Source organism: Mesorhizobium sp. M0998, assembly GCF_040318885.1.
GTDB lineage: Bacteria > Pseudomonadota > Alphaproteobacteria > Rhizobiales > Rhizobiaceae > Mesorhizobium.
Window position 1 is genome coordinate 74,318 of record NZ_JAMYND010000020.1, and the last position, 19,121, is coordinate 93,438.

The following is a 19,121-nucleotide window of genomic DNA, read 5'->3' on the forward strand; positions in this document are numbered from 1 at the left end:
GAGAGAGGCCATGAACGTTCACTCAAAAGCAGAATTCCGCAATCACACGCTGATCGTCACGGTATCGTCGGGTGACGGCCGCCCGGTGCTGGACAGGCGGGCCTATGAAAGCCTGGCCAGGACATTCCACGAAGCCGCTGTCGACGACGACGTCCGCGTAGTGGTCCTGCGCGGCTTGGCCGGGTGCTTCTGCCTCGGTGCCGATTTCTCCGAATTTCTCGACGCCACCAAACATCGGCGACTGATCGCCGCCGTCACCGATATGTTCCGCACGCTGGCGACGTTTCCGAAACCGGTCCTTGCCTGTGTCGACGGCGACGCCGTCGGCGTCGGTTGCACCATCCTGTTCCACTGCGACATGGTGATCGCCTCGAGCAAGAGCACGTTTCGGGTGCCGTTCGTCGATTTCGGCCTGGTGCCGGACGCGGCGACCAGCATTCTGGCGCCGCAGAAGCTCGGCTATGCCGGGGCGTTCCGCTTCTTCTGCCTGGGCGACACGCTCGCCGCCGAAGATGCCAGGGCACTGGGCCTTGTCGGCGAGATCGTGACGGACGGCAGCGTCGAGGAAGCCACGTTGGCAAGAGCCAGGCAACTCGCCAAGAAGCCTGTCGCGGCGCTGCTACAGACGCGCGACCTGCTTAGGGGCGACACCGGCGCGCTCTGCGACCGCATCGATCAGGAGATCTCGCTTTTCCAGCAGGCGCTGCAGGACGACACCACGCTGAAGCGACTGCAGCGGATTGCCCGGCTGGCGGCATGAGAGCCGCGTATCGATGAGGTGAGCTTATTTTTCGAGGAAAGTCGGCCCTTCGCCGATGATCTTCTTGTCCTCCTTGCCGATGACGTCGAGGTCGCGGCCGTCATAGGGAAGCGAAAGGAGAATGCGCTGCATGACGGCCAGCCGCGCGCGCCGTTTGTCGTTCGCCCGCACAATGATCCAGGGCGCGAACTCCTTGTGCGTGCGCTCGACCATCAGGTCGCGCGCTTTGGTGTATTCGTCCCATTTGCTGATGCCGGCGATGTCGATTGGCGAAAACTTCCAGCTCTTCAGCGGGCTCCAGCGGCGGTCGTGGAATCGCTCGAGCTGCGTTTCCCGGCCGATGTTCAGCCAGAATTTGAAGAAATGTATGCCCTCGTTGCGAATCATCCGCTCGAAATGCGGAACCTCGTCCAGAAATTGCTCGTGCTGCTCGGGCGTGCAGAATCCCATCACCGGTTCAACGCCGGCGCGGTTATACCAGGAGCGGTCGAAGGTGACGAATTCGCCCGACGTCGGGAAGTGGTCGACGTAGCGCTGGAAGTACCATTGTCCAAGCTCGGTGGGCGTTGGCTTGGTCAGCGCCACGTTGCGCGCCGTGCGAGGGTTCAGATACTGGCGCAAAACGAAGATCGTGCCGCCCTTGCCGGCAGCGTCGCGCCCCTCGAACAGCGACATTACCCGCTTGCCCGTCGACTGCAGCCACGCCTGCGCCTTGACCAGCTCGATCTGCAGCTTCTCTAGCCTCTCGTCATACTCCTCGCTCTTCATCTTCTTGTCGTAAGGGTAACCGCCGGCAGTGAGCTTGCGGTCCTCGACCCAGTCGGGAAGCGCGGGGGCCTCGATGTCGAACGCCCTCTCCTTGCCGTCGATCATGATCTTCAGCGGCCCCGATGAGGGTGCGGCGGGGCTTTCGTTGGCGTTTTTCATCGAGGCGAACCTTTCCAGCTTCCGGACTCGTGCTATTGGGAGCCTTACTGCATCGGCCCGAAAATCGGAATCGATTTTCGGAAAGAACGATGCAGCAGATAAAGAGGTAGAGCGTCCTTTGTGCGCCCAATTGGACGCACTGCGCTCTAGCGCCGGTCCAGCAAGAAGTTCTTGAAGTGGCCGCAGACGGAGCGCAAATGGCCGACATCGGCACAGAGCGGAGAGGCAGGGCGCAAACCGTCGCCATGCGGCTGTGGAACAGCCGCTGGCTGCTGGCGGCCGGTCTCGTTGCGGTTCTGATGGTCTATGGTTTTGCCGGCATGTCTGGCTATGTGGTGCTGCTGGCTGGCGCCGTGCTGGTTGCCGCTGCGATGCTGCCGGCCGGCATCGCCCGCCAATCGACCGAAAATGCCGCGGCCATCGAGTCGGGCGTGCAACAACTTTCCGGCGAATATCTCGCGGCGGCGGTTGCCGATCCGCTGATCATTTTCGATCGCTCCGCCGCCATCGTCCACGCCAACGCCGCTGCCTTTGCCGCCTTCGGTGGGATTGCCCCCGGCATGTCGCTGTCGCTGAAATTCCGCGCGCCGGAAATGCAGGCCTTGCTGGATAGCATCTTGGCGGGCAACGTCGCTTCGGACAGCGTCGACTACATAGAAAAGCTGCCGGTCGAACGAGCCTATCGGGTGAGCGCGTCTTCAGTCGGCCATGCCACGGATCTCTACGTGCTGGTGTTCAAGGACCAGAGTGAGGCGCGCCGGATCGACAGAATGCGTGCCGACTTCATTGCCAATGCCAGCCACGAGCTGCGCACGCCTCTCGCCTCGATCGCCGGCTTCATCGAGACGCTGCGCGGGCCGGCCCGCAACGACCCCGCGGCGCGCGAGCAGTTCCTGCAGATCATGCAGAACCAGACCAGCCGCATGGCGCGCCTCATCGACGACCTTCTGTCGCTGTCGCGCCTGGAGATGAAGCCCTATCTCAAGCCGGGAACCGAGGTCGACGTGCGCCAGGCCATCGACAGCGTCATCGATTCGCTTGGGCCGCTCGCAAAGGAAAACGGCGTCGTCATCGAGCGTGATTTCGCGGAAGGGCCGCTCGACGTGGCCGGCGATCGGGACGAGCTTTTCCAGGTCTTCGAAAATCTGCTGGAAAACGCCTGCAAATATGGTCAGTCGGGCGGACGTGTCGTGGTGTCGATCATACGCAGCGACAGCGATCCCGAACCGGGCATCGACGTCACCATCAGGGATTTCGGCCCCGGCATCCCCGAAGAGCACATCCCGCGCATCACCGAGCGTTTCTACCGCGTCGACGTCGAGAACAGCCGAACCCAGAAGGGCACCGGCCTTGGCCTGTCCATCGTCAAGCATATCCTGACCCGCCACAACGCCAGACTCTCCATCAGGTCGGAGATCGGCAAGGGTGCGGCGTTCACGGTCCATTTGCCGGCTCGCTAACGTAGTACTATCTCTAGCACATAATGGGCCGTTTCTTTTTTCTGTCATCCGGCTAGCGTATCAGCGGGGATTCGAGGGAACGACTCAACCACGAGATCCCGGGAAGGCATTTCGTCCATGCAGTCCGTGCATATCGTCAGCGCCTATGACGAGGAGCTGAAATATCTGTCGAAGCGCATCGCTGCGATGGGCGGGCATGCCGAGCGCATGGTCGAGCAGGCGGTCGCGGCGCTGGTCAATGCGGATCCGGGGCTTGCCCAGAAAGTCATTCGGGACGACCTGGTTCTGGATGAGGGACAGCGCGAGATCGACGACAAGGCGATCATCATCATCGCCAAACGCCAGCCGATGGCGACGGATCTGCGCGAGATCGTCGGCGCGATCCGCATCTCGGCTGACCTCGAACGGGTAGGCGACCTCGGCAAGAACGTCGCCAAGCGGGTGGTTGCCGTCGCAGACGGGCGCCAGCCGAACAGCCTGTTCCGCGGCCTCGAGGCTTTGGCCAATCTGGCACTGACCCAGCTCAAGGAAGTACTCGACGTCTATGCGTCGCGGTCGGTGGAGAAAATCGGTTTCGTGCGCGACCGCGACGACCAGATCGACGCCATGTACACCTCTCTGTTTCGCGAATTGCTGACCTACATGATGGAAGACCCACGCAACATCACGCCCTGCACACATCTCCTGTTTTGCGCCAAGAACATCGAGCGCATCGGCGACCACGCCACCAACATCGCCGAGACGATCTACTATATCGTCACCGGCGACCAGATGCCGGCCGATCGTCCGAAGGGCGATAAGACGGACAAGATTATTCTTCCCGCAACCCAACCAGCGAAGTGAGTTCTCTCAGCACTGATGCGAATTTCGGATTCGCCACCCGACAGAAAATTGCGCTAAGCTTTCGACGCGCCGACTTCTCAGTTCCGCGATGAAGGCCACGCCTTCAGGAGGCTGCGATGGAATATGTCCGCGAGTTTGCTCCTGCGCCGCCGATGTCGGGTATAATCGCTTGCGGCGTCTATACGGCTGGGCGGCGCATCGCCGACATTCCGATCGAGGAAGCCGGCGAATGGGCCGGGAAGCCGGGCCACGTGGTCTGGATCGGACTGCTGGAGCCCGACCGCAATTTGTTGCTGCGCGTCCAGGCGCAATTCCATCTGCATGAGCTGGCGATCGAGGACGCCGAGCATCCGCACCAGCGACCGAAGATCGAGCAATATGGTGATGCCCTGTTCATCGTTGCCCGCACGGCGCAGCTGATCGACAGCCGCGTCACCTTCGGCGAGACGCATCTGTTCGTCGGCGCGGGCTACATCGTCAGCGTCAGGCATGGCCCGTCGACCTCCTACGCCGCCGTTCGCCAGCATTGGGAAAGCTGCCCGCATTCCCTTGCCAAGGGCGAGGATTTCGTCCTCTACGCCATTCTCGATTTCATCGTCGACAACTATATGCCGGTGCTTGAGCAGATCGAAAACGAGGTCGAGGCGATCGAGGACAAGGTTCTGCTGAAACCGATGACCGGCTCCGATATCGAACGGCTTTACATGCTGCGCCGCGATCTCTTGCGCCTGCGTAATGCGGCCCTGCCGCTGGTGGAGGTCTGCCGGCGGCTCACCAGCGCCGATCTGCCGCAAATCCACACAGCCATGCACCCGCTGTTTCGCGACGTCACCGACCACATCCGCACTGTCCAGGAAAAGATCGACAGCCTGCGTGAGGTTCTCGCCTTCGCCTTCGAGGCGAGCCTTCTGGTCGGTCAAAGCCAGGAGACGGCGATCTCCAAGAAGCTTGCCTCATGGGCCGCAATCTTGGCCGTGCCGACGGCATTCGCCGGCATTTACGGCATGAATTTCAGCGACATGCCGGAACTGAGGATGGAATATGGCTACCCGGCCGTCCTGGCGGCAATTGCCCTGATCTGCACGTTTCTTTACTGGCGGTTTCGCAAGAATGGGTGGCTATGAAGTGGGTGAATGATCAATAGTGAATAGGGCTAGGCAAGAGCCTTGCTTTCTTACTCCAAGCTCAGCCCGCCACCATTCACCATTCACCATTCACCTGCTCCGCCGCCGCTCCGATGCCGGCTGGAACGCCACGCGGGCGTGGTACTTGCAGTAGGGGCCGGTTTCGGCGGCGTCGTTGCCGCAGAAATGGAAGTCTTCCGAAAGCGGATCGCCGTTCGGCCATTTGCAAGTGCGCTCGTTGAGTTCGACAAGTTGCAGATGCCGCGAGATCGGCACGACGACGTTCTCGACCGGGCGGATATAGTGGCGCGCCACCGGTTCGGCATCGAACTGCGCCTTGAGCGCGGTCGCACCGATCGACATCGAGGTGGTGGCATGGCGCGTGGCGCTTGCTGCCCGGGACACCGATTTCTGGATCGTCGATCCCTGCACCGTCTTCTTCTGGCGTGCCGGTGAGGCGGTCGTGCGTCCGCGACCGGACAGTTTCAGCCGGTGCACTTTGCCGATGACCGCATTGCGGCTGACCCCGCCAAGCTGTGCGGCGATCTGGCTGGCGCTGAGGCCCTCCGACCACAATTTTCTGAGAAGTTCGACTCGCTCGTCAGTCCAGTTCATGAGACCGCGCTCCTGCTGAAACGTGCGGCAATCGGAATCCATTCCCGACCCGGCTTCTGCCGGGCAGACACCACATATATCGGGTGATTAGGTCCGCCGCACGAAATCTAGTTATTTCTCTGCTACAATTACCTTATGCGCTGACTCGGTGACAAGAGTCCCAAGGCCAACACGAATCGGTTTTTTCGGTTTTCCCCAACTTGCCCGGTCGCTTAGGAGCCGGCGTTATGCTGGGGGGCTTGCCGCGCGACCTTGCGCGACCTTTTCGTTGACTTCACGGCCGAAAAACACGATAAGCCACAAGGGCCGCCGCTTTGGCGGCTTTTTGATTTTTCCGGTTCCGGAGACGCATATAATGAGCGGTTCGGCGCTTTTCGAGACCTTTGTTCGCGCACCCCTGGCTTTCGACCACGGTGAAGGCACCTGGCTGGTCACCGACAAGGGCGAGCGATATCTCGATTTCGCCGGCGGCATCGCCGTGAATTCGTTGGGCTACAGCCATCCGCATCTGGTCGCGGCCCTCACCGAGCAGGCCGCCAAGCTCTGGCACGTCTCCAATCTGTACGAGATTCCGGGACAGAGCCGGCTCGGCGAGCGGCTGGCCGACGCAAGCTTTGCCGACAAGGTGTTCTTCACCAATTCCGGCGCAGAGGCGCTCGAATGCGCCATCAAGACGGCGCGGCGCTACCACTTCGTCAAGGGCCATCCCGAACGCTACCGCACAATCACCTTCGAAGGCGCCTTCCACGGCCGCACCCTGGCGACCATCGCCGCCGGCGGTCAGTACAAGTATCTGGAAGGTTTCGGCCCCAAGGTCGACGGCTTCGACCAGGTCGGTTTCGACGATGTGGATGCCGCCGAGAAGGCGATCACGCCTGAAACCGCGGCGATCCTGATCGAGCCGGTACAAGGCGAGGGCGGCATCAGGCAAGTGCCGACGCAATCGCTGAAGCGGCTCAGGCAGCTCTGCGATCAGCACGGACTGCTCCTGATTTTCGACGAGGTCCAATGCGGCGTCGGCCGCACCGGAAAGCTGTTCGCGCATGAATGGGCGGGTGTCACACCCGACCTCATGGCGGTGGCCAAAGGCATCGGCGGCGGCTTCCCGATGGGTGCCTGCCTCGCCACCGACGAGGCAGCGGTCGGCATGACCGCCGGCGTGCACGGCACCACCTTCGGCGGCAATCCGCTGGCAATGGCGGTCGGCAACGCCGTGCTCGACGTGGTGCTGGAAGACGGCTTTCTCGAAGACGTCCGGCGCAAGGCACTGCTGTTGAAGCAGGGGCTCGCTGGTGTCGCCGACGAATTTCCGGATGTTATCGAAAGCATCAGGGGCACCGGCCTGATGCTCGGGCTTAAATGCGCGATGCCCAACACCAAGGTCACGGTGGCACTGCGTGACCAGCATCTCTTGACGGTTCCGGCCGGCGACAACGTTATCCGCCTGCTGCCGCCTCTCACCGTCACCGACGCCGAGATCCGCGAAGCGCTCGAGCGCATTCGTGCCGGCGCCAAGAGCCTGGCAGATGCCATCGTCGCTGCCGCTGCGAAGTAATCCTGGAATTCCTGATGTCCCTTCGCCATTTCACCGATCTTTCCGCCGTTTCCGAAGGCGATCTGCGCTTCATGCTCGACGACGCAGCGGTGCGAAAGGCAAGGCTCAAGGCCGGCGAACGCAGCAAGCCGCTCGAAGGCAAGGTGCTGGCGATGATCTTCGACAAGCCGTCGACGCGCACGCGCGTGTCGTTCGACGTCGGTATGCGGCAGTTGGGTGGCGAGACGATCATGCTGACCGGCACCGAGATGCAGCTTGGCCGCTCGGAGACCATTGCTGACACAGCCAAGGTGCTGTCGCGCTATGTCGATGCCATCATGATCCGCACCACCTCGCATGACCGGCTGCTGGAACTGATGGAAAACGCTACGGTCCCCGTCATCAACGGGCTGACCGACGAGACCCACCCCTGCCAGCTGATGGCCGACATCATGACCTTCGAAGAGCACCGCGGTCCGGTGGCCGGTAAAACGATCGCCTGGACCGGCGACGGCAACAACGTGCTGCATTCGCTGCTGGAGGCATCCGCGCGGTTCCATTTCAAGCTGAATGTCGCCGTGCCAGAGGGCAGCGAACCGGCCCAGAAGCATGTCGACTGGTCGAAAGCCAATGGCGGCAAGCTGAAATTCACCCGTTCGCCCGAGGAGGCCGTTCACAAGGCCGACTGCATCGTCACCGACTGCTGGGTGTCGATGGGCCAGGAGCACCGTGCCCGCGGCCACAATGTCTTCCTGCCCTATCAGGTCAATGCGGCACTGATGGCGAAAGCCAAGCCGGATGCGCTGTTCATGCACTGTCTGCCGGCGCATCGCGGTGAGGAGGTTACCGACGAGGTCATCGACGGACCGCATTCGGTGGTGTTCGATGAGGCCGAGAACCGGCTCCATGCCCAGAAGGCAGTCCTGGCCTGGTGCCTGGGCGTTTGATACGAGCCGCGGTGATCCGCGCCGGCCTGATCTGCGCCGCCTTGATCTGGGCCGCCTTGATCCGGGAGTTGGTGGTGCCTATCTCAGGCGCATCACGCAAATCGAGCGCGTCTCGTCGCATGCGCCCCGGAGGGCGGCATCGCCGCGCCCCGGAGCTTTGTCATGTTGGAAACTCATCAATTGGCTGAACATAAACCCAAGCTCGGCGAATTCGGCTACGCCGGCGACGACCATGTCGTGCCGTTCGAGGTCGGCCCGCTCGACGTGCGCGGTCGCACCGTCCAGCTCGGGCCGATGCTCGATGCTATTCTCAGCCGTCACGACTATCCCGAGCCGGTCGCCCGGCTCCTGGCTGAAGCCTGTGTGTTGACGGTATTGCTCGGAACTTCGCTGAAGTTCGAGGGCAAGTTCATTCTGCAGACCCGCACCGACGGGCCGGTCGACATGCTGGTCGCGGATTTCTCCACGCCGCACGCGCTGCGCGCTTATGCCCGCTTCGATGCCGACCGGCTGCAGGCTTTGACTTCTGCCGGCGAGACGTCACCGCAGACGCTGCTCGGCAGCGGCGTCCTGGCGCTGACCATCGACCAGGGCGCCCACACGCAACGCTACCAGGGCATCGTCCAGCTCGACGGCGTCACACTGGAAGATGCCGCACGCACTTATTTCCGCCAGTCGGAGCAGATTCCGACCGACCTCCGGCTTTCGGTTGCCAAGCTTCTGACGCCCGGCGTCGGCGGTGCCCGCGAACAATGGCGGGCCGGTGGCCTGCTGGCACAATTCCTGCCGCAGTCGGCGGAGCGCATGCGCGTACCCGACCTTCCAGGTGGCGACGGCGATCCGCGTGAGGAAATCCACGACCCGACCGACAATTCCTGGCAGGAGCTGCTGGCGCTGCTTGGTACTATTGAACCGACCGAGCTGATCGATCCGACGATCGGTGCCGAACGGCTGCTTTACCGGCTTTTCCACGAGCATGGCGTCCGCGTGTTCGGCGGGGTGCCGGTCGCCGACCAGTGCTCATGCTCGAGGGAGAAGATCCACGGCATCCTTGAAGGCTTTTCCGCCGAGGAGATCAGGGACAGCACCGAGGATGGCAGCATTCACGTCGCCTGCGAATTCTGCTCGAAGCAATATGACTTCGACCCGGCGGAGTTTGCAGCGGCCGGATGACGGCCGTCAATTGACGGTGCGCCGCATTCCCGGCAAGTCGAGCGAGAAGGCGGGGATGGCGACGTCGAACGTCTCGCCCCGCCTGTTGCGCATGGTGTAGTGCCCGACCATGATGCCGGATGGCGTCGAGAGCGGGCATCCAGACGTATACTGATAGCTGTCGCCGGGGTTGAGTCCGGGTTGCTCGCCGACGACCCCGGGGCCGCGCACTTCCTCGACCTTGCCGGTGCCGTCGGTAATGTGCCAGTAGCGCGACAGAAGCTGCACGAACTCATCCGACTGATTGTCGATGGTCACCTGATATCCCCAGACATAGCGGTTTTGCGGAGGGTCGGAGTGATCCTCCAGATAGAACGGCCTGACCTGCACTTCGATGTTGCGGGTGACGGCGCTGTACATAAACTGCTCCAAAGCAATGTAGATGGAACTTTCGACGCTCAGCGCAGTTTGATCAACGATGCGCGTCATCTCCTTGCCCGACTCGAGCGCAGGTGCCGAAAAACAATGTCATTTAAGTGACACATGACAATGATGGTGTGCAGGCTTGTGCCGGGCGACTCAGCGTTCTGTCGAATTGTTGAAAACGGCCGTCATGCGGCCGGCACTTCTGGAGTGACCAGATCTCGATGGAACCGACATTCGCAGCCGCCCTCCTTTCCATAGCCCTCCTTCTTTCAAATCTCGCCAGCATCCTGTTAGCTTCGCTGAAGCTGAAGCGACCAGCCAGGATCGCACCGCCCGCGGCCAACGCGCCGCCGGTATCGATCGTCATCCCGGCGCGCGGCATCGAGCCGTTTGCCGAAGAGACGCTGGAGCGCGCCTTCTCACTCGACTGGCCGCGCTACGAACTCATCTTCTGCGTTGCCCATGCCGACGACCCGGTGGTCAAGCCGATCACCGCCGCAATGGCGCGCTTTCCAGCTATTCGCGCCCGCCTTCTAGTCGGTGACGACCGCATCAGCGGCAATCCAAAACTCAACAATTGCGTGAAGGGTTGGGAGGCGGGGCGTTATCGCTGGGTCATCCTTGCCGATTCCAATGTGCTTATGCCGAGCGACTACGTCCAGCAGCTGATGGCGGCATGGCGGCACGACACCGGCCTCGTCTGCTCGACGCCGATCGGCTCGCGGCCGGACGGCTTCTGGGGGGAGGTCGAATGCGCCTTTCTCAACACGCTGCAGGCACGCTGGCAGTACGCCGGAGAGGCGCTCGGCCTCGGCTTCGCGCAGGGCAAGAGCATGTTGTGGAACAAGCCGATGCTCGACGCCAATGGCGGCATCCGCGCGCTTGCCGCCGAGATCGCCGAGGACGCCGCCGCGACCAAGCTGGTCAACGGGCTCGGACTGCGGGTCAATCTTGTCGCCTCGCCCTTCGAACAGCCGCTCGGCCGGCGCACGCTTGGCGAGATCTGGTCGCGGCAGGCGCGCTGGGCGCGGCTGCGCCGCGTCACCTTCGCGCTGTTCTTCGCCCCCGAGATCCTGATCGGCGCGGCGCCGCCGCTGGTGCTTGCGCTGATCGCGGCGGCTGACGCCGGCGTCAGCCTGCCGGCAACCGCCATCGCCGTGCTGGTCGCGGCCTACCTGCCGGAATGCGCTTTGGCCTCGGCTAAGGGATGGCACCTGTCGCCGCGCACGATCCCGGCGATGATGGCGCGAGACCTGATGCTTCCCGCCATTTGGGCGCGCGGATGGCTGAGCGGCGCCGTCGACTGGCGCGGCAACGTGATGACTATCCAGACAAAGACCGTCGCGGAGCTGGAAGAGACCCCGTCCGGCGCCTGATCGGGCGCGTTCCCGCTCGCCTCTGTTCGGCCAGCCCTTATCCGGCAACTCTCAGTGCCTGCTCGATGTCTTCGAGCAGGTCGTCGGCGTCCTCAAGGCCAACTGACAGCCTGAGCGTTCCCGGTCCGATGCCGAGCTCGGCGCGGGCCTCATCGGTCAAGTTCTTGTGCGTCGTCGTCGCCGGATGGGTGATCAGGCTCTTGGCGTCGCCGAGATTGTTGGAAATGAGCACGACGTCGAGTGCGTTCTGGAAGGCAAAGGCCGCCTGCTTGCCGCCCTTCACATCCATGCAGATCAGCGTCGAGCCACCCGACATCTGCCTCTTGACCACGGCCGCTTGCGGGTGGTCGGCACGGCCGGGATAGATGACACGGGCGATTTGCGGGCGCTCGGCCAGGAAATCCGCGATGCGGCCGGCACTTTCCGTCTGCTGGCGTACGCGTAGCGGCAGCGTCTCCAGGCCTTTCAGCAGCGTCCAGGCATTGAAGGGCGAGAGGCTTGGGCCGGTGTGGCGGAAATAGTCATGCAGGTTCTCGTCGATCCATTTCTTGTCCGACAGAACGATGCCGCCAAGACAGCGCCCCTGGCCGTCAATATGCTTCGTGGCCGAATAGACGACGATGTGGGCGCCGAGCTGCAGGGGTTTCTGCTGCAAGGGCGTGGCGAACACATTGTCGACGATCAGCCTGGCGCCGATCGCATTGGCAAGTGCCGCGACGGCGGCAATGTCGATCACTTCCAGCGTAGGATTGGTCGGGCTTTCCAGGAAGAACAGTTTGGTGTTTGGCTTGACCGCCTTTTCCCAATTGGCGATGTCGGTGCCGTCGACCAGCGTTGCCTCAATGCCGTATTTCGGCGCCAGCGTCTCGACCACCCAGCGGCAGGAGCCGAACAGCGCGCGCGCCGCCACGATATGGTCGCCCGCCTTGGCGCTGCACAGCAGTGCTGCCGTCACCGCCGCCATGCCGGATGCCGTGGCGCGCGCGTCTTCGGCTCCTTCCAGCGCGCACATGCGTTTCTCAAACATGTCGACCGTCGGATTGGCATAGCGCGAATAGATGAAGCCCGGCTCCTCGCCCTTGAAGCGGGCCTCCGCCGCTTGCGCCGTCTCGTAGACATAGCCTTGGGTGAGATACATCGCCTCGGAGGTCTCGCCGAAGCCGGAACGCAGCGTTCCGGCATGCACGAGTGCGGTCTGAGGCTTCCAGTCGCGCTTCTTGGTCATCATTCCATCCAAACACCAAAATTGGTCCAAACAACAAAAAACCGGTCGCGAAAGTCGCAACCGGTCCATATGGCCTTGCGGCCCGACGGTCCTTTAGCGACTTGTTTAACGTGGCTGCAAGCCGACCGGCCAAATCACCACGGGATAACGAGCTTTAGACCCGCGCCACGCTTGCGTCAATTGCCGGCATGATTAAGAGGGTTGTACCAAGCAGGTGCCAAACGCGTCCACGGTCGGACCTGCGACAGAACAAGACCTCGCCCGGCGTTCGAACGGAGCCAGACCCTTGCGGCAGACAGGCATTCTTCCCGATCAGGATATTTCCGCGCTGTTCCAGACGGGCGCGCTGAAATCGCCGCGCACGCTCGATGCCGATCAGATCCAGCCGGCCAGCCTTGACCTCAGGCTCGGCGACAAGGCCTGGCGGGTGCGTGCTTCCTTCTTGCCCGGCCCGGACCACAGGGTTGCCGACAAGCTCGACCGGCTGAAGCTGCACGAGATCAACCTCGCCGAAGGTGCTGTGCTGGAAACCGGCTGCGTCTACATCGTGCCGCTGCTCGAAAGCCTGGCGCTGCCCGCCCATATTTCCGCCTCCGCCAACCCGAAAAGCTCGACCGGACGGCTCGATATCTTCACTCGGGTAATGACCGACCGCGGCCACGAGTTCGACAAGATCGCCGCCGGCTATGAAGGCCCGCTCTACCTGGAGGTCAGCCCGCGCACTTTCCCGATCGTCGTGCGGACCGGCTCGCGGCTGTCGCAGATCAGGTTCCGCACCGGCAATGCGCTCTTGTCGGAAAACGAGTTGCACGAGTTGCACCGCGCCGAAATGTTGGTCGCCACCGAACCACCCAACATCTCAGGCGGGGGCATCGCGCTATCGATCGACCTCGACGGCGACAAGGACGGGCTGGTCGGCTATCGCGGCAAGCACCACACCGGCCTCGTCGACGTCGACAAGCGCGCCGCGCAGGATGTCGTCGATTTCTGGGAGCCGCTCTACAAGAGCGGTGCCGGCGAGCTGGTGCTCGATCCGGACGAATTCTATATTCTGGTGTCGCGCGAGGCGGTGCATGTGCCGCCGCTCTACGCCGCCGAAATGACGCCCTTCGATCCGCTGGTCGGCGAGTTCCGCGTCCATTATGCCGGTTTCTTCGACCCGGGTTTCGGCCATTCGGCGTCGGGCGGCACCGGCAGCCGGGCGGTGCTCGAGGTACGCAGCCACGAAGTGCCGTTCATCCTCGACCACGGCCAGATCGTCGGACGGTTGGTCTATGAGCACATGCTGAAACGGCCGCGGGCGCTCTACGGCACTGATCTCGGCTCGAACTATCAGGCACAGGGCCTGAAACTGTCCAAGCATTTCCGCGCCGCGCGCTGACCTTCCTCTCACTTCCGGGCTACGCCCGGCTCAAAGTGCCTTCACGGCGACCTTCACCGGCTGCTCGATTTCAAGCGGGTTGCGCAGTGGCAGGCCGAAATCCTGCGCCTCGATTTCGAATACGTCACCGGCCTCGGTCCTGACGCCGTCGGCAAAGGACAGCGTCGCCGTGCCGAACATGTGCACATGCACGTCGCCCGGCTGGCGGAAGGCTGAGTATTTGAAGTGGTGATGCTCGAGATTGCCAATGGTGTGCGACATGTTCGCCTCGCCCGACAGGAACGGCTTTTCCCAAAGCAGCTTGCCGTCGCGCAGGATGCGCGAAGTGCCGCGGATATCGGACGGCAGATCGCCGATCAGGATCTCCGGCCCGAACGAAGCATTGCGCAGCTTGGAATGGGCAAGGAAGAGATAGTTCACACGCTCGGTGACATGGTCGGAAAACTCGTTAGACAGCGTGAAGCCGACGCGGAACGGGGCGCCGTCGTCGCCGATCACATAGATACCGGCGATTTCCGGCTCCTCGCCGGCATCCTGGGCGAAGGCGGGCGACATAAGCGCCGCACCGGGCGCCACCGCCATGGTGCCGTTGCCCTTGTAGAACCATTCCGGCTGCACGCCGATCTGGCCCTTCGCCGGCTTGCCGCCCTCAAGCCCCATGCGGAACATCTTCATGGAATCGGTCAGCTGTTCCTCGCCGTCCGTGCTGAGCTTCTTGTGCATGGAATCGCGGGTCGCGGCGGAGCCGAGATGCGTCAGCCCGGTGCCGGTGAGATGGAGATGCGCCGGATCGGGATGGTTGATCGGCGACAGCAGCCGGCCCTTCTTGTAGGCTGCGTCGAGATCGACGGTTTCGCCGAAGCCCTTGCGCTCGATCAGGGCGACAAGCCCGCTGCCGGTACGCGCGGCTTCCATCGCCAGCGAATAGACGCTGCGGGCGCCGTTGATGACGCGGGTCTTGCCGCCGTTGCGGGCAACGACGCGGATCGTCTCGGCGTCGTCGAGGATTTGTGAGATCAGCATGGTAACCCTCTCTGAATTGTGGGCTGGCCTGCCCTTTCTCGGCAAACCCTACCCTGCGCGGCCCGGACCCCTGTCCGCGCCTCGGTTGAAATTCTTCGTCCGGATTGCGCTCGCGGATCAGGTCCCTCGGGGGACTTCTTTGCGCCCGGCAGCGCCGCGATGTGACCCGTATGCCTCCTGGTTGCCTCTCAAGCCTTGTTCTTGTTGTAGACGTCGAAGACGACGGCGCCGAGCAGCACCAGGCCTTTGACCACCTGCTGCCAGTCGACATTGACGCCCATGATCGACATGCCGTTGTTCATGACGCCCATGATGAAGCCGCCGACCACCGCGCCGATCACCTGGCCGACGCCGCCCATCGCCGAAGCGCCACCGATGAACACCGCGGCGATGACGTCGAGCTCGCTGCCGAGGCCGGCCGCCGGCACAGCCTGCCCCAGGCGCGCTGCGATAATCAGGCCGCCGAGTGCCGACAGCACGCCCATATTGATGAACACCATCAACGTCAGCCGTTCGGTCTTGATGCCCGATAGCTGGGCTGCCTTGGCATTGCCGCCCATCGCATAGATGCGACGGCCGATCGTCATGCGTTTGGTAACGAAGACGAACAACGCGATCAGCACGCCCATCACCATGAGAACGATGGGGAGGCCCCTATAGGTGGCGAATTGGTAGACGAGAAACAGCGCCAGCGCGCTGATCACCAGGGTCTTGACGACGAACAGCGAGAAGGGCTCGGCTTCGTAGCCATGCTTCTCGCGGGTGCGCCGTGCCCTGAGCCCGAAATAGGCATAGGCGAGCACGGCGACGAGGCCGATCACGATCGTCGTCAGGTGCAGCGTCAGGCCGCTGCCGACAATGGTTTTGCCGGCGGCGTTCACGGTTGGCGGTATCAGCGTCAATGGGCCGATCAGGTCCGGAATGAAGCCGGAACTGAGCGCCTTGAAGCCGACGGGAAGCGGCCCTACGGAAGACCCGCCACCCAGCAGCGCCTGGCAGATGCCGCGGAAGATCAGCATGCCCGCCAGCGTGACGATAAAGCTCGGTATTCGGTGATAGGCAATCCAGTAGCCTTGTGCCGCGCCGATCGCACCACCGACGATCAGGCAGATGATCGACACCACCAGCGGATTGCTCAATGGGCCAAGCGGCCAGATGACCATCATCATCGCCGCCAGCGCGCCGATGAAGCCGGCGACGGAGCCGACGCTGAGATCGATGTGGCCCGAAACGATCACCAGAAGCATGCCCAGCGCCATCACGATGATGAAGCTGTTCTGCTGCACGAGATTGCTGAGGTTCACCGGCTTGAACAGCGTTCCGGACGTGGTGAACTGGAAGAACACCATGATTGCGATCAACGCCAGCACCAACCCGTATTCGCGCAGGTTGGTGACCAGCGCCGAGACGGCAATGCGAGGTCCCTGTTGTAGATCCTGGGCAACGCCGGTCTGCGGCCCGGGAGCGCTTTCGGTGCTCATGATGCTTTTCCTTCTCCGCGGACGATGGCGCGCATTATCTTTTCCTGGCTGGCGTCGCTTGCCGCCATTTCGCCGACGATGCGTCCTTCGTTCATGACGTAGATGCGGTCGGTGATGCCGAGCAGTTCGGGCATTTCCGACGAGATGACGATGATTGCCTTACCCTCGGAGGCGAGACGCGCGATGATCGTATAGATTTCATACTTGGCGCCGACGTCGATACCGCGTGTCGGCTCGTCGAGGATCAGCACTTCCGGATTGGCGAACAGCCATTTCGACAGCACCACCTTCTGCTGATTGCCGCCAGAAAGGTTGCCGGTCATCTGGTAGACGCTCGAGGCGCGGATATTGGTCCTGCCGCGATAATCGTTGGCGACCGAAAGCTCGCGCAAATCGTCGATCACGCCGTGGCGCGACACGCCGGGCAGGTTGGCCAGCGTGATGTTGTGCTTGATGTGGTCGATCAGGTTGAGCCCGTAGGTCTTGCGGTCCTCGGTAACGTAGGCGATGCCGTGTTCCACCGCCTTGCTCACCGAAGAGACGTCGATCGGCTTGCCGTTGAGGAACACCTCGCCGGTGATGCGACGGCCATAGGACCGGCCGAACAGGCTCATGGCAAACTCGGTCCGGCCGGCACCCATGAGCCCGGCAATGCCGACCACTTCGCCCTTGCGGGCGTTGAGGTTGATACCCTTGATGACCTGCCGCTCGGCATGGATGGGGTGGTAGACCGACCAGTTTTTCACTTCGAGAACGGTCTCGCCGATCTTCGGCTCGCGCGGCGGATAGCGGTCGTCGAGCGAACGGCCGACCATCGAGGTAATGATGCGGTCCTCCGAGATGTCCTTCTTGGCCAGCGTCTCGATAGTCCGCCCGTCACGGATGATGGTGACCTTGTCGGCGACCCGGTTCACCTCGTTGAGCTTGTGCGAGATCAGGATCGAAGTGATGCCTTGCCGCTTGAATTCGAGCAGCAGATCGAGCAGCGCCTGGCTGTCCTTTTCGGACAGGCTCGCGGTCGGCTCATCGAGAATGAGCAACTTCACTTCCTTGCTGAGCGCCTTGGCGATCTCGACCAGCTGCTGCTTGCCGACGCCGATATTGGTGATCAGCGTGTTGGGGTCTTCCTTGAGGCCGACCTTCTTGAGCAGGGCGCTGGTGCGCGCCTCATTGGCATTCCAGTCGATGACGCCGTATCTGGCGTGCTCGTTGCCGAGAAAGATGTTTTCGGCGATCGACAGCATCGGCACCAGCGCAAGCTCCTGGTGGATGATGACGATGCCCTTGCGCTCGCTGTCATGGATGCCTTTGAAATGGCACTCATCGCCGCGATAGATGATCTGGCCGTCATAGGTGCCGGACGGATACACACCCGACAGCACCTTCATCAGCGTCGACTTGCCAGCGCCGTTCTCGCCGACCACGGCATGGATCTCGCCTTCCTCGACCATGAGCTTGACGTTCGACAGCGCCTTGACGCCGGGAAACGTCTTGGTGATGTCGCACATCTCCAAAATCGTCGATGCCATTGAGAATACCACTCCTGCGAGGTCCGCAAACAATACCGGGCTGGCTCGCCAACGAAAAGGGGCCCTGCCTGCGCAGGACCCCAGGCTTTGTAACCGCGATTACTTCAGCTCTTCGGCCTTGATGTAGCCGGAATCGACCACCAGGGACTGATAGTTCGACTTGTCGACGTCGTGCGGTGTCAACAGGATCGAGGGAACGACCTTGACGTCGTTGTTGTAGGTCGTGGTGTCGAGGCCTTCCGGCTTGCCGCCCGAGAGCACCTTGTCGACGAGTTCGACCGTCGCCTTGGCGAGTTCGCGGGTGTCCTTGAACACGGTCGAATACTGTTCGCCGGCGATGATCGCCTTGACCGAAGCGGTCTCGGCGTCCTGTCCGGTGACGATCGGCCATGGCTGATCGGCGGTGCCGTAGCCTACGGCGCGCAGCGAAGCGATGATGCCGCGCGACAGGCCGTCATAGGGCGAGAGCACGCCATCGACGCGGCTGCCGTCCGAGTAGTTGGCGGAGAGCAGATTGTCCATGCGGGCCTGGGCGGTTGCCGCCAGCCAGCGCAGCGTGCCGACCTTGTCCATGCCCATCTGGCCGGACTTCACGACGAGGGTCTTGTCGTCGATCAGCGGCTGAAGAACCGACATGGCGCCGTTATAGAAGAAGAACGCATTGTTGTCGTCCGGCGAACCGCCGAACAGCTCGATGTTGAACGGGCCCTTCTTCTCGGGATAACCGAGACCCTTGAGCAGCGATTTGGCCTGGATGACGCCGACGCCGAAATTGTCGAAGGTGGTGTAGTAGTCGACATTTGGCGTCTTCTTGATCAGGCGGTCGTAAGCGACGACGACAACGCCGGCGTCATTCGCCTTCTGCAACGCATCGCCCATCGTGGTGCCGTCGATCGAAGCGATGATCAGCGCCTTCGGGCCCTTGGTGATTTCGTTTTCCAGCTGGCTGAGCTGGTTCGGAATGTCGTCCTGCGCGTACTGCAGGTCGACAGTGTAGCCCAGAGCCTCGAGCTGGGACTTGACGGCGTCGCCGTCGTTGATCCAGCGCTGCGAGGTCTTGGTGGGCATCAGCACGCCGATCAGGCCTTCGCCCGCCTGCGCCGGCAGCGTCATGGCCGCGATGCCTAGGGCCGCGACGGCGGCCAGTGTCTTGATAATCTTCACATTAACTCTCCCTGGTTGATGGACGCGTACCCTTGGGTTTCGTGGGCCGCGCAATCGTGCAGGAGCGCCAAACGCGCCGCTGCCGTCAATCGATCTCCGGTATCCTCCCAATCGGCCCCGAGACTCTGGTTTCAATCGATACGAGTTTTCCCTC

General features: G+C 62.5%; 17 protein-coding genes and 1 riboswitch. Of the genes, 9 read left to right on the forward strand and 8 right to left on the reverse strand.

Translation table 11 applies throughout. The annotated features are described in order from the left end of the window. Nucleotides 1-10: 10 nt before the first annotated feature. Nucleotides 11-760, forward strand: coding sequence for an enoyl-CoA hydratase-related protein (locus NKH59_RS19810; protein ID WP_023677343.1), 750 nt, complete (start codon nucleotides 11-13; stop codon nucleotides 758-760). Nucleotides 761-784: 24 nt separating this feature from the next. Here the strand turns inward: NKH59_RS19810 and ppk2 are convergent, their stop codons facing one another. Next, nucleotides 785-1,687: a polyphosphate kinase 2 gene (ppk2, locus tag NKH59_RS19815; protein ID WP_352501703.1), complete on the reverse strand. Its 903-nt coding sequence runs from the start codon at nucleotides 1,685-1,687 to the stop codon at nucleotides 785-787. A 197-nt stretch (nucleotides 1,688-1,884) separates the two neighbouring features. Here ppk2 and NKH59_RS19820 point away from each other — a divergent pair, with 197 nt between their 5' ends. From NKH59_RS19820 to NKH59_RS19830, 3 genes are all read left to right on the forward strand, one after another. Continuing rightward, on the forward strand, nucleotides 1,885-3,147 hold the full coding sequence (locus NKH59_RS19820; protein WP_352501704.1) for an ATP-binding protein: 1,263 nt from the start codon (nucleotides 1,885-1,887) through the stop codon (nucleotides 3,145-3,147). Nucleotides 3,148-3,264: 117 nt separating this feature from the next. After that, nucleotides 3,265-3,990 carry a phosphate signaling complex protein PhoU gene (phoU, locus tag NKH59_RS19825; protein ID WP_023677346.1) on the forward strand — a complete coding sequence of 242 codons (726 nt, stop codon included), beginning with the start codon at nucleotides 3,265-3,267 and terminating at the stop codon, nucleotides 3,988-3,990. Between the two features lie 116 nt (nucleotides 3,991-4,106). Further along, nucleotides 4,107-5,114, forward strand: coding sequence for a magnesium and cobalt transport protein CorA (locus NKH59_RS19830; protein WP_023677347.1), 1,008 nt, complete (start codon nucleotides 4,107-4,109; stop codon nucleotides 5,112-5,114). A 90-nt stretch (nucleotides 5,115-5,204) separates the two neighbouring features. On the opposite strand, the gene NKH59_RS19835 is transcribed toward NKH59_RS19830, so the two are convergent. Continuing rightward, complete coding sequence (locus NKH59_RS19835; RefSeq protein WP_023677348.1) at nucleotides 5,205-5,729, reverse strand: GcrA family cell cycle regulator; 525 nt, start codon at nucleotides 5,727-5,729, stop codon at nucleotides 5,205-5,207. Between the two features lie 355 nt (nucleotides 5,730-6,084). Between NKH59_RS19835 and NKH59_RS19840 the strand changes: the two genes are divergently transcribed. The 3 genes from NKH59_RS19840 (at nucleotide 6,085) to NKH59_RS19850 (ending at nucleotide 9,383) form a co-directional block, all read left to right on the forward strand. Then, complete coding sequence (locus NKH59_RS19840) at nucleotides 6,085-7,284, forward strand: aspartate aminotransferase family protein (RefSeq protein ID WP_353022800.1); 1,200 nt, start codon at nucleotides 6,085-6,087, stop codon at nucleotides 7,282-7,284. Between the two features lie 14 nt (nucleotides 7,285-7,298). Beyond that, complete coding sequence (argF, locus tag NKH59_RS19845) at nucleotides 7,299-8,210, forward strand: ornithine carbamoyltransferase (RefSeq protein WP_353022801.1); 912 nt, start codon at nucleotides 7,299-7,301, stop codon at nucleotides 8,208-8,210. 162 nt (nucleotides 8,211-8,372) lie between these two features. Further along, nucleotides 8,373-9,383, forward strand: coding sequence for an Hsp33 family molecular chaperone (locus NKH59_RS19850; protein ID WP_352501705.1), 1,011 nt, complete (start codon nucleotides 8,373-8,375; stop codon nucleotides 9,381-9,383). A gap of 6 nt (nucleotides 9,384-9,389) precedes the next feature. On the opposite strand, the gene apaG is transcribed toward NKH59_RS19850, so the two are convergent. Then, the gene (gene apaG, locus NKH59_RS19855) at nucleotides 9,390-9,782 is read right to left on the reverse strand and encodes a Co2+/Mg2+ efflux facilitator ApaG/CorD (protein ID WP_352470114.1); all 393 of its coding nucleotides are present in this window, start codon (nucleotides 9,780-9,782) and stop codon (nucleotides 9,390-9,392) included. 227 nt (nucleotides 9,783-10,009) lie between these two features. On the opposite strand from apaG, the gene NKH59_RS19860 reads away from it, so the two are divergent. Next, nucleotides 10,010-11,164: a glycosyltransferase gene (locus tag NKH59_RS19860; protein ID WP_353022803.1), complete on the forward strand. Its 1,155-nt coding sequence runs from the start codon at nucleotides 10,010-10,012 to the stop codon at nucleotides 11,162-11,164. Between the two features lie 37 nt (nucleotides 11,165-11,201). Here the strand turns inward: NKH59_RS19860 and NKH59_RS19865 are convergent, their stop codons facing one another. Then, the gene (locus NKH59_RS19865) at nucleotides 11,202-12,392 is read right to left on the reverse strand and encodes an O-succinylhomoserine sulfhydrylase (RefSeq protein ID WP_352541307.1); all 1,191 of its coding nucleotides are present in this window, start codon (nucleotides 12,390-12,392) and stop codon (nucleotides 11,202-11,204) included. A 70-nt stretch (nucleotides 12,393-12,462) separates the two neighbouring features. Continuing rightward, a riboswitch (SAM riboswitch) is annotated at nucleotides 12,463-12,540 on the reverse strand. A 135-nt stretch (nucleotides 12,541-12,675) separates the two neighbouring features. Between NKH59_RS19865 and NKH59_RS19870 the strand changes: the two genes are divergently transcribed. Beyond that, entirely contained in the window at nucleotides 12,676-13,770 is a 1,095-nt protein-coding gene (locus NKH59_RS19870; RefSeq protein WP_352470117.1) for a 2'-deoxycytidine 5'-triphosphate deaminase, read from the forward strand. 30 nt (nucleotides 13,771-13,800) lie between these two features. Here the strand turns inward: NKH59_RS19870 and araD1 are convergent, their stop codons facing one another. The 4 genes from araD1 to chvE all read right to left on the reverse strand — a co-directional run bounded on the left by araD1 (nucleotide 13,801) and on the right by chvE (nucleotide 18,967). Beyond that, nucleotides 13,801-14,793, reverse strand: a complete 993-nt coding sequence (gene araD1 / locus NKH59_RS19875) for an AraD1 family protein (RefSeq protein ID WP_352613920.1) — start codon at nucleotides 14,791-14,793, stop codon at nucleotides 13,801-13,803. A gap of 188 nt (nucleotides 14,794-14,981) precedes the next feature. Then, nucleotides 14,982-16,274: a multiple monosaccharide ABC transporter permease gene (mmsB, locus tag NKH59_RS19880; protein ID WP_292659525.1), complete on the reverse strand. Its 1,293-nt coding sequence runs from the start codon at nucleotides 16,272-16,274 to the stop codon at nucleotides 14,982-14,984. After that, the gene (gene mmsA, locus NKH59_RS19885; protein WP_352470119.1) at nucleotides 16,271-17,803 is read right to left on the reverse strand and encodes a multiple monosaccharide ABC transporter ATP-binding protein; all 1,533 of its coding nucleotides are present in this window, start codon (nucleotides 17,801-17,803) and stop codon (nucleotides 16,271-16,273) included. Before mmsA ends, mmsB begins: the two co-directional genes overlap by 4 nt. A 99-nt stretch (nucleotides 17,804-17,902) precedes the next feature. Further along, on the reverse strand, nucleotides 17,903-18,967 hold the full coding sequence (chvE, locus tag NKH59_RS19890; protein WP_352470121.1) for a multiple monosaccharide ABC transporter substrate-binding protein: 1,065 nt from the start codon (nucleotides 18,965-18,967) through the stop codon (nucleotides 17,903-17,905). Nucleotides 18,968-19,121 lie beyond the last annotated feature (154 nt).

What these genes read in the sequence shown, in the direction of transcription:
- NKH59_RS19810 (WP_023677343.1), top strand. Translation starts at nt 11, where the DNA reads ATGAACGTTCACTCAAAAGCAGAATTCCGCAATCACACGCTGATCGTC.
- ppk2 (WP_352501703.1), bottom strand. Translation starts at nt 1,687, where the DNA reads ATGAAAAACGCCAACGAAAGCCCCGCCGCACCCTCATCGGGGCCGCTG.
- NKH59_RS19820 (WP_352501704.1), top strand. Translation starts at nt 1,885, where the DNA reads ATGGCCGACATCGGCACAGAGCGGAGAGGCAGGGCGCAAACCGTCGCC.
- phoU (WP_023677346.1), top strand. Translation starts at nt 3,265, where the DNA reads ATGCAGTCCGTGCATATCGTCAGCGCCTATGACGAGGAGCTGAAATAT.
- NKH59_RS19830 (WP_023677347.1), top strand. Translation starts at nt 4,107, where the DNA reads ATGGAATATGTCCGCGAGTTTGCTCCTGCGCCGCCGATGTCGGGTATA.
- NKH59_RS19835 (WP_023677348.1), bottom strand. Translation starts at nt 5,729, where the DNA reads ATGAACTGGACTGACGAGCGAGTCGAACTTCTCAGAAAATTGTGGTCG.
- NKH59_RS19840 (WP_353022800.1), top strand. Translation starts at nt 6,085, where the DNA reads ATGAGCGGTTCGGCGCTTTTCGAGACCTTTGTTCGCGCACCCCTGGCT.
- argF (WP_353022801.1), top strand. Translation starts at nt 7,299, where the DNA reads ATGTCCCTTCGCCATTTCACCGATCTTTCCGCCGTTTCCGAAGGCGAT.
- NKH59_RS19850 (WP_352501705.1), top strand. Translation starts at nt 8,373, where the DNA reads ATGTTGGAAACTCATCAATTGGCTGAACATAAACCCAAGCTCGGCGAA.
- apaG (WP_352470114.1), bottom strand. Translation starts at nt 9,782, where the DNA reads ATGTACAGCGCCGTCACCCGCAACATCGAAGTGCAGGTCAGGCCGTTC.
- NKH59_RS19860 (WP_353022803.1), top strand. Translation starts at nt 10,010, where the DNA reads ATGGAACCGACATTCGCAGCCGCCCTCCTTTCCATAGCCCTCCTTCTT.
- NKH59_RS19865 (WP_352541307.1), bottom strand. Translation starts at nt 12,392, where the DNA reads ATGATGACCAAGAAGCGCGACTGGAAGCCTCAGACCGCACTCGTGCAT.
- araD1 (WP_352613920.1), bottom strand. Translation starts at nt 14,793, where the DNA reads ATGCTGATCTCACAAATCCTCGACGACGCCGAGACGATCCGCGTCGTT.
- mmsB (WP_292659525.1), bottom strand. Translation starts at nt 16,274, where the DNA reads ATGAGCACCGAAAGCGCTCCCGGGCCGCAGACCGGCGTTGCCCAGGAT.
- mmsA (WP_352470119.1), bottom strand. Translation starts at nt 17,803, where the DNA reads ATGGCATCGACGATTTTGGAGATGTGCGACATCACCAAGACGTTTCCC.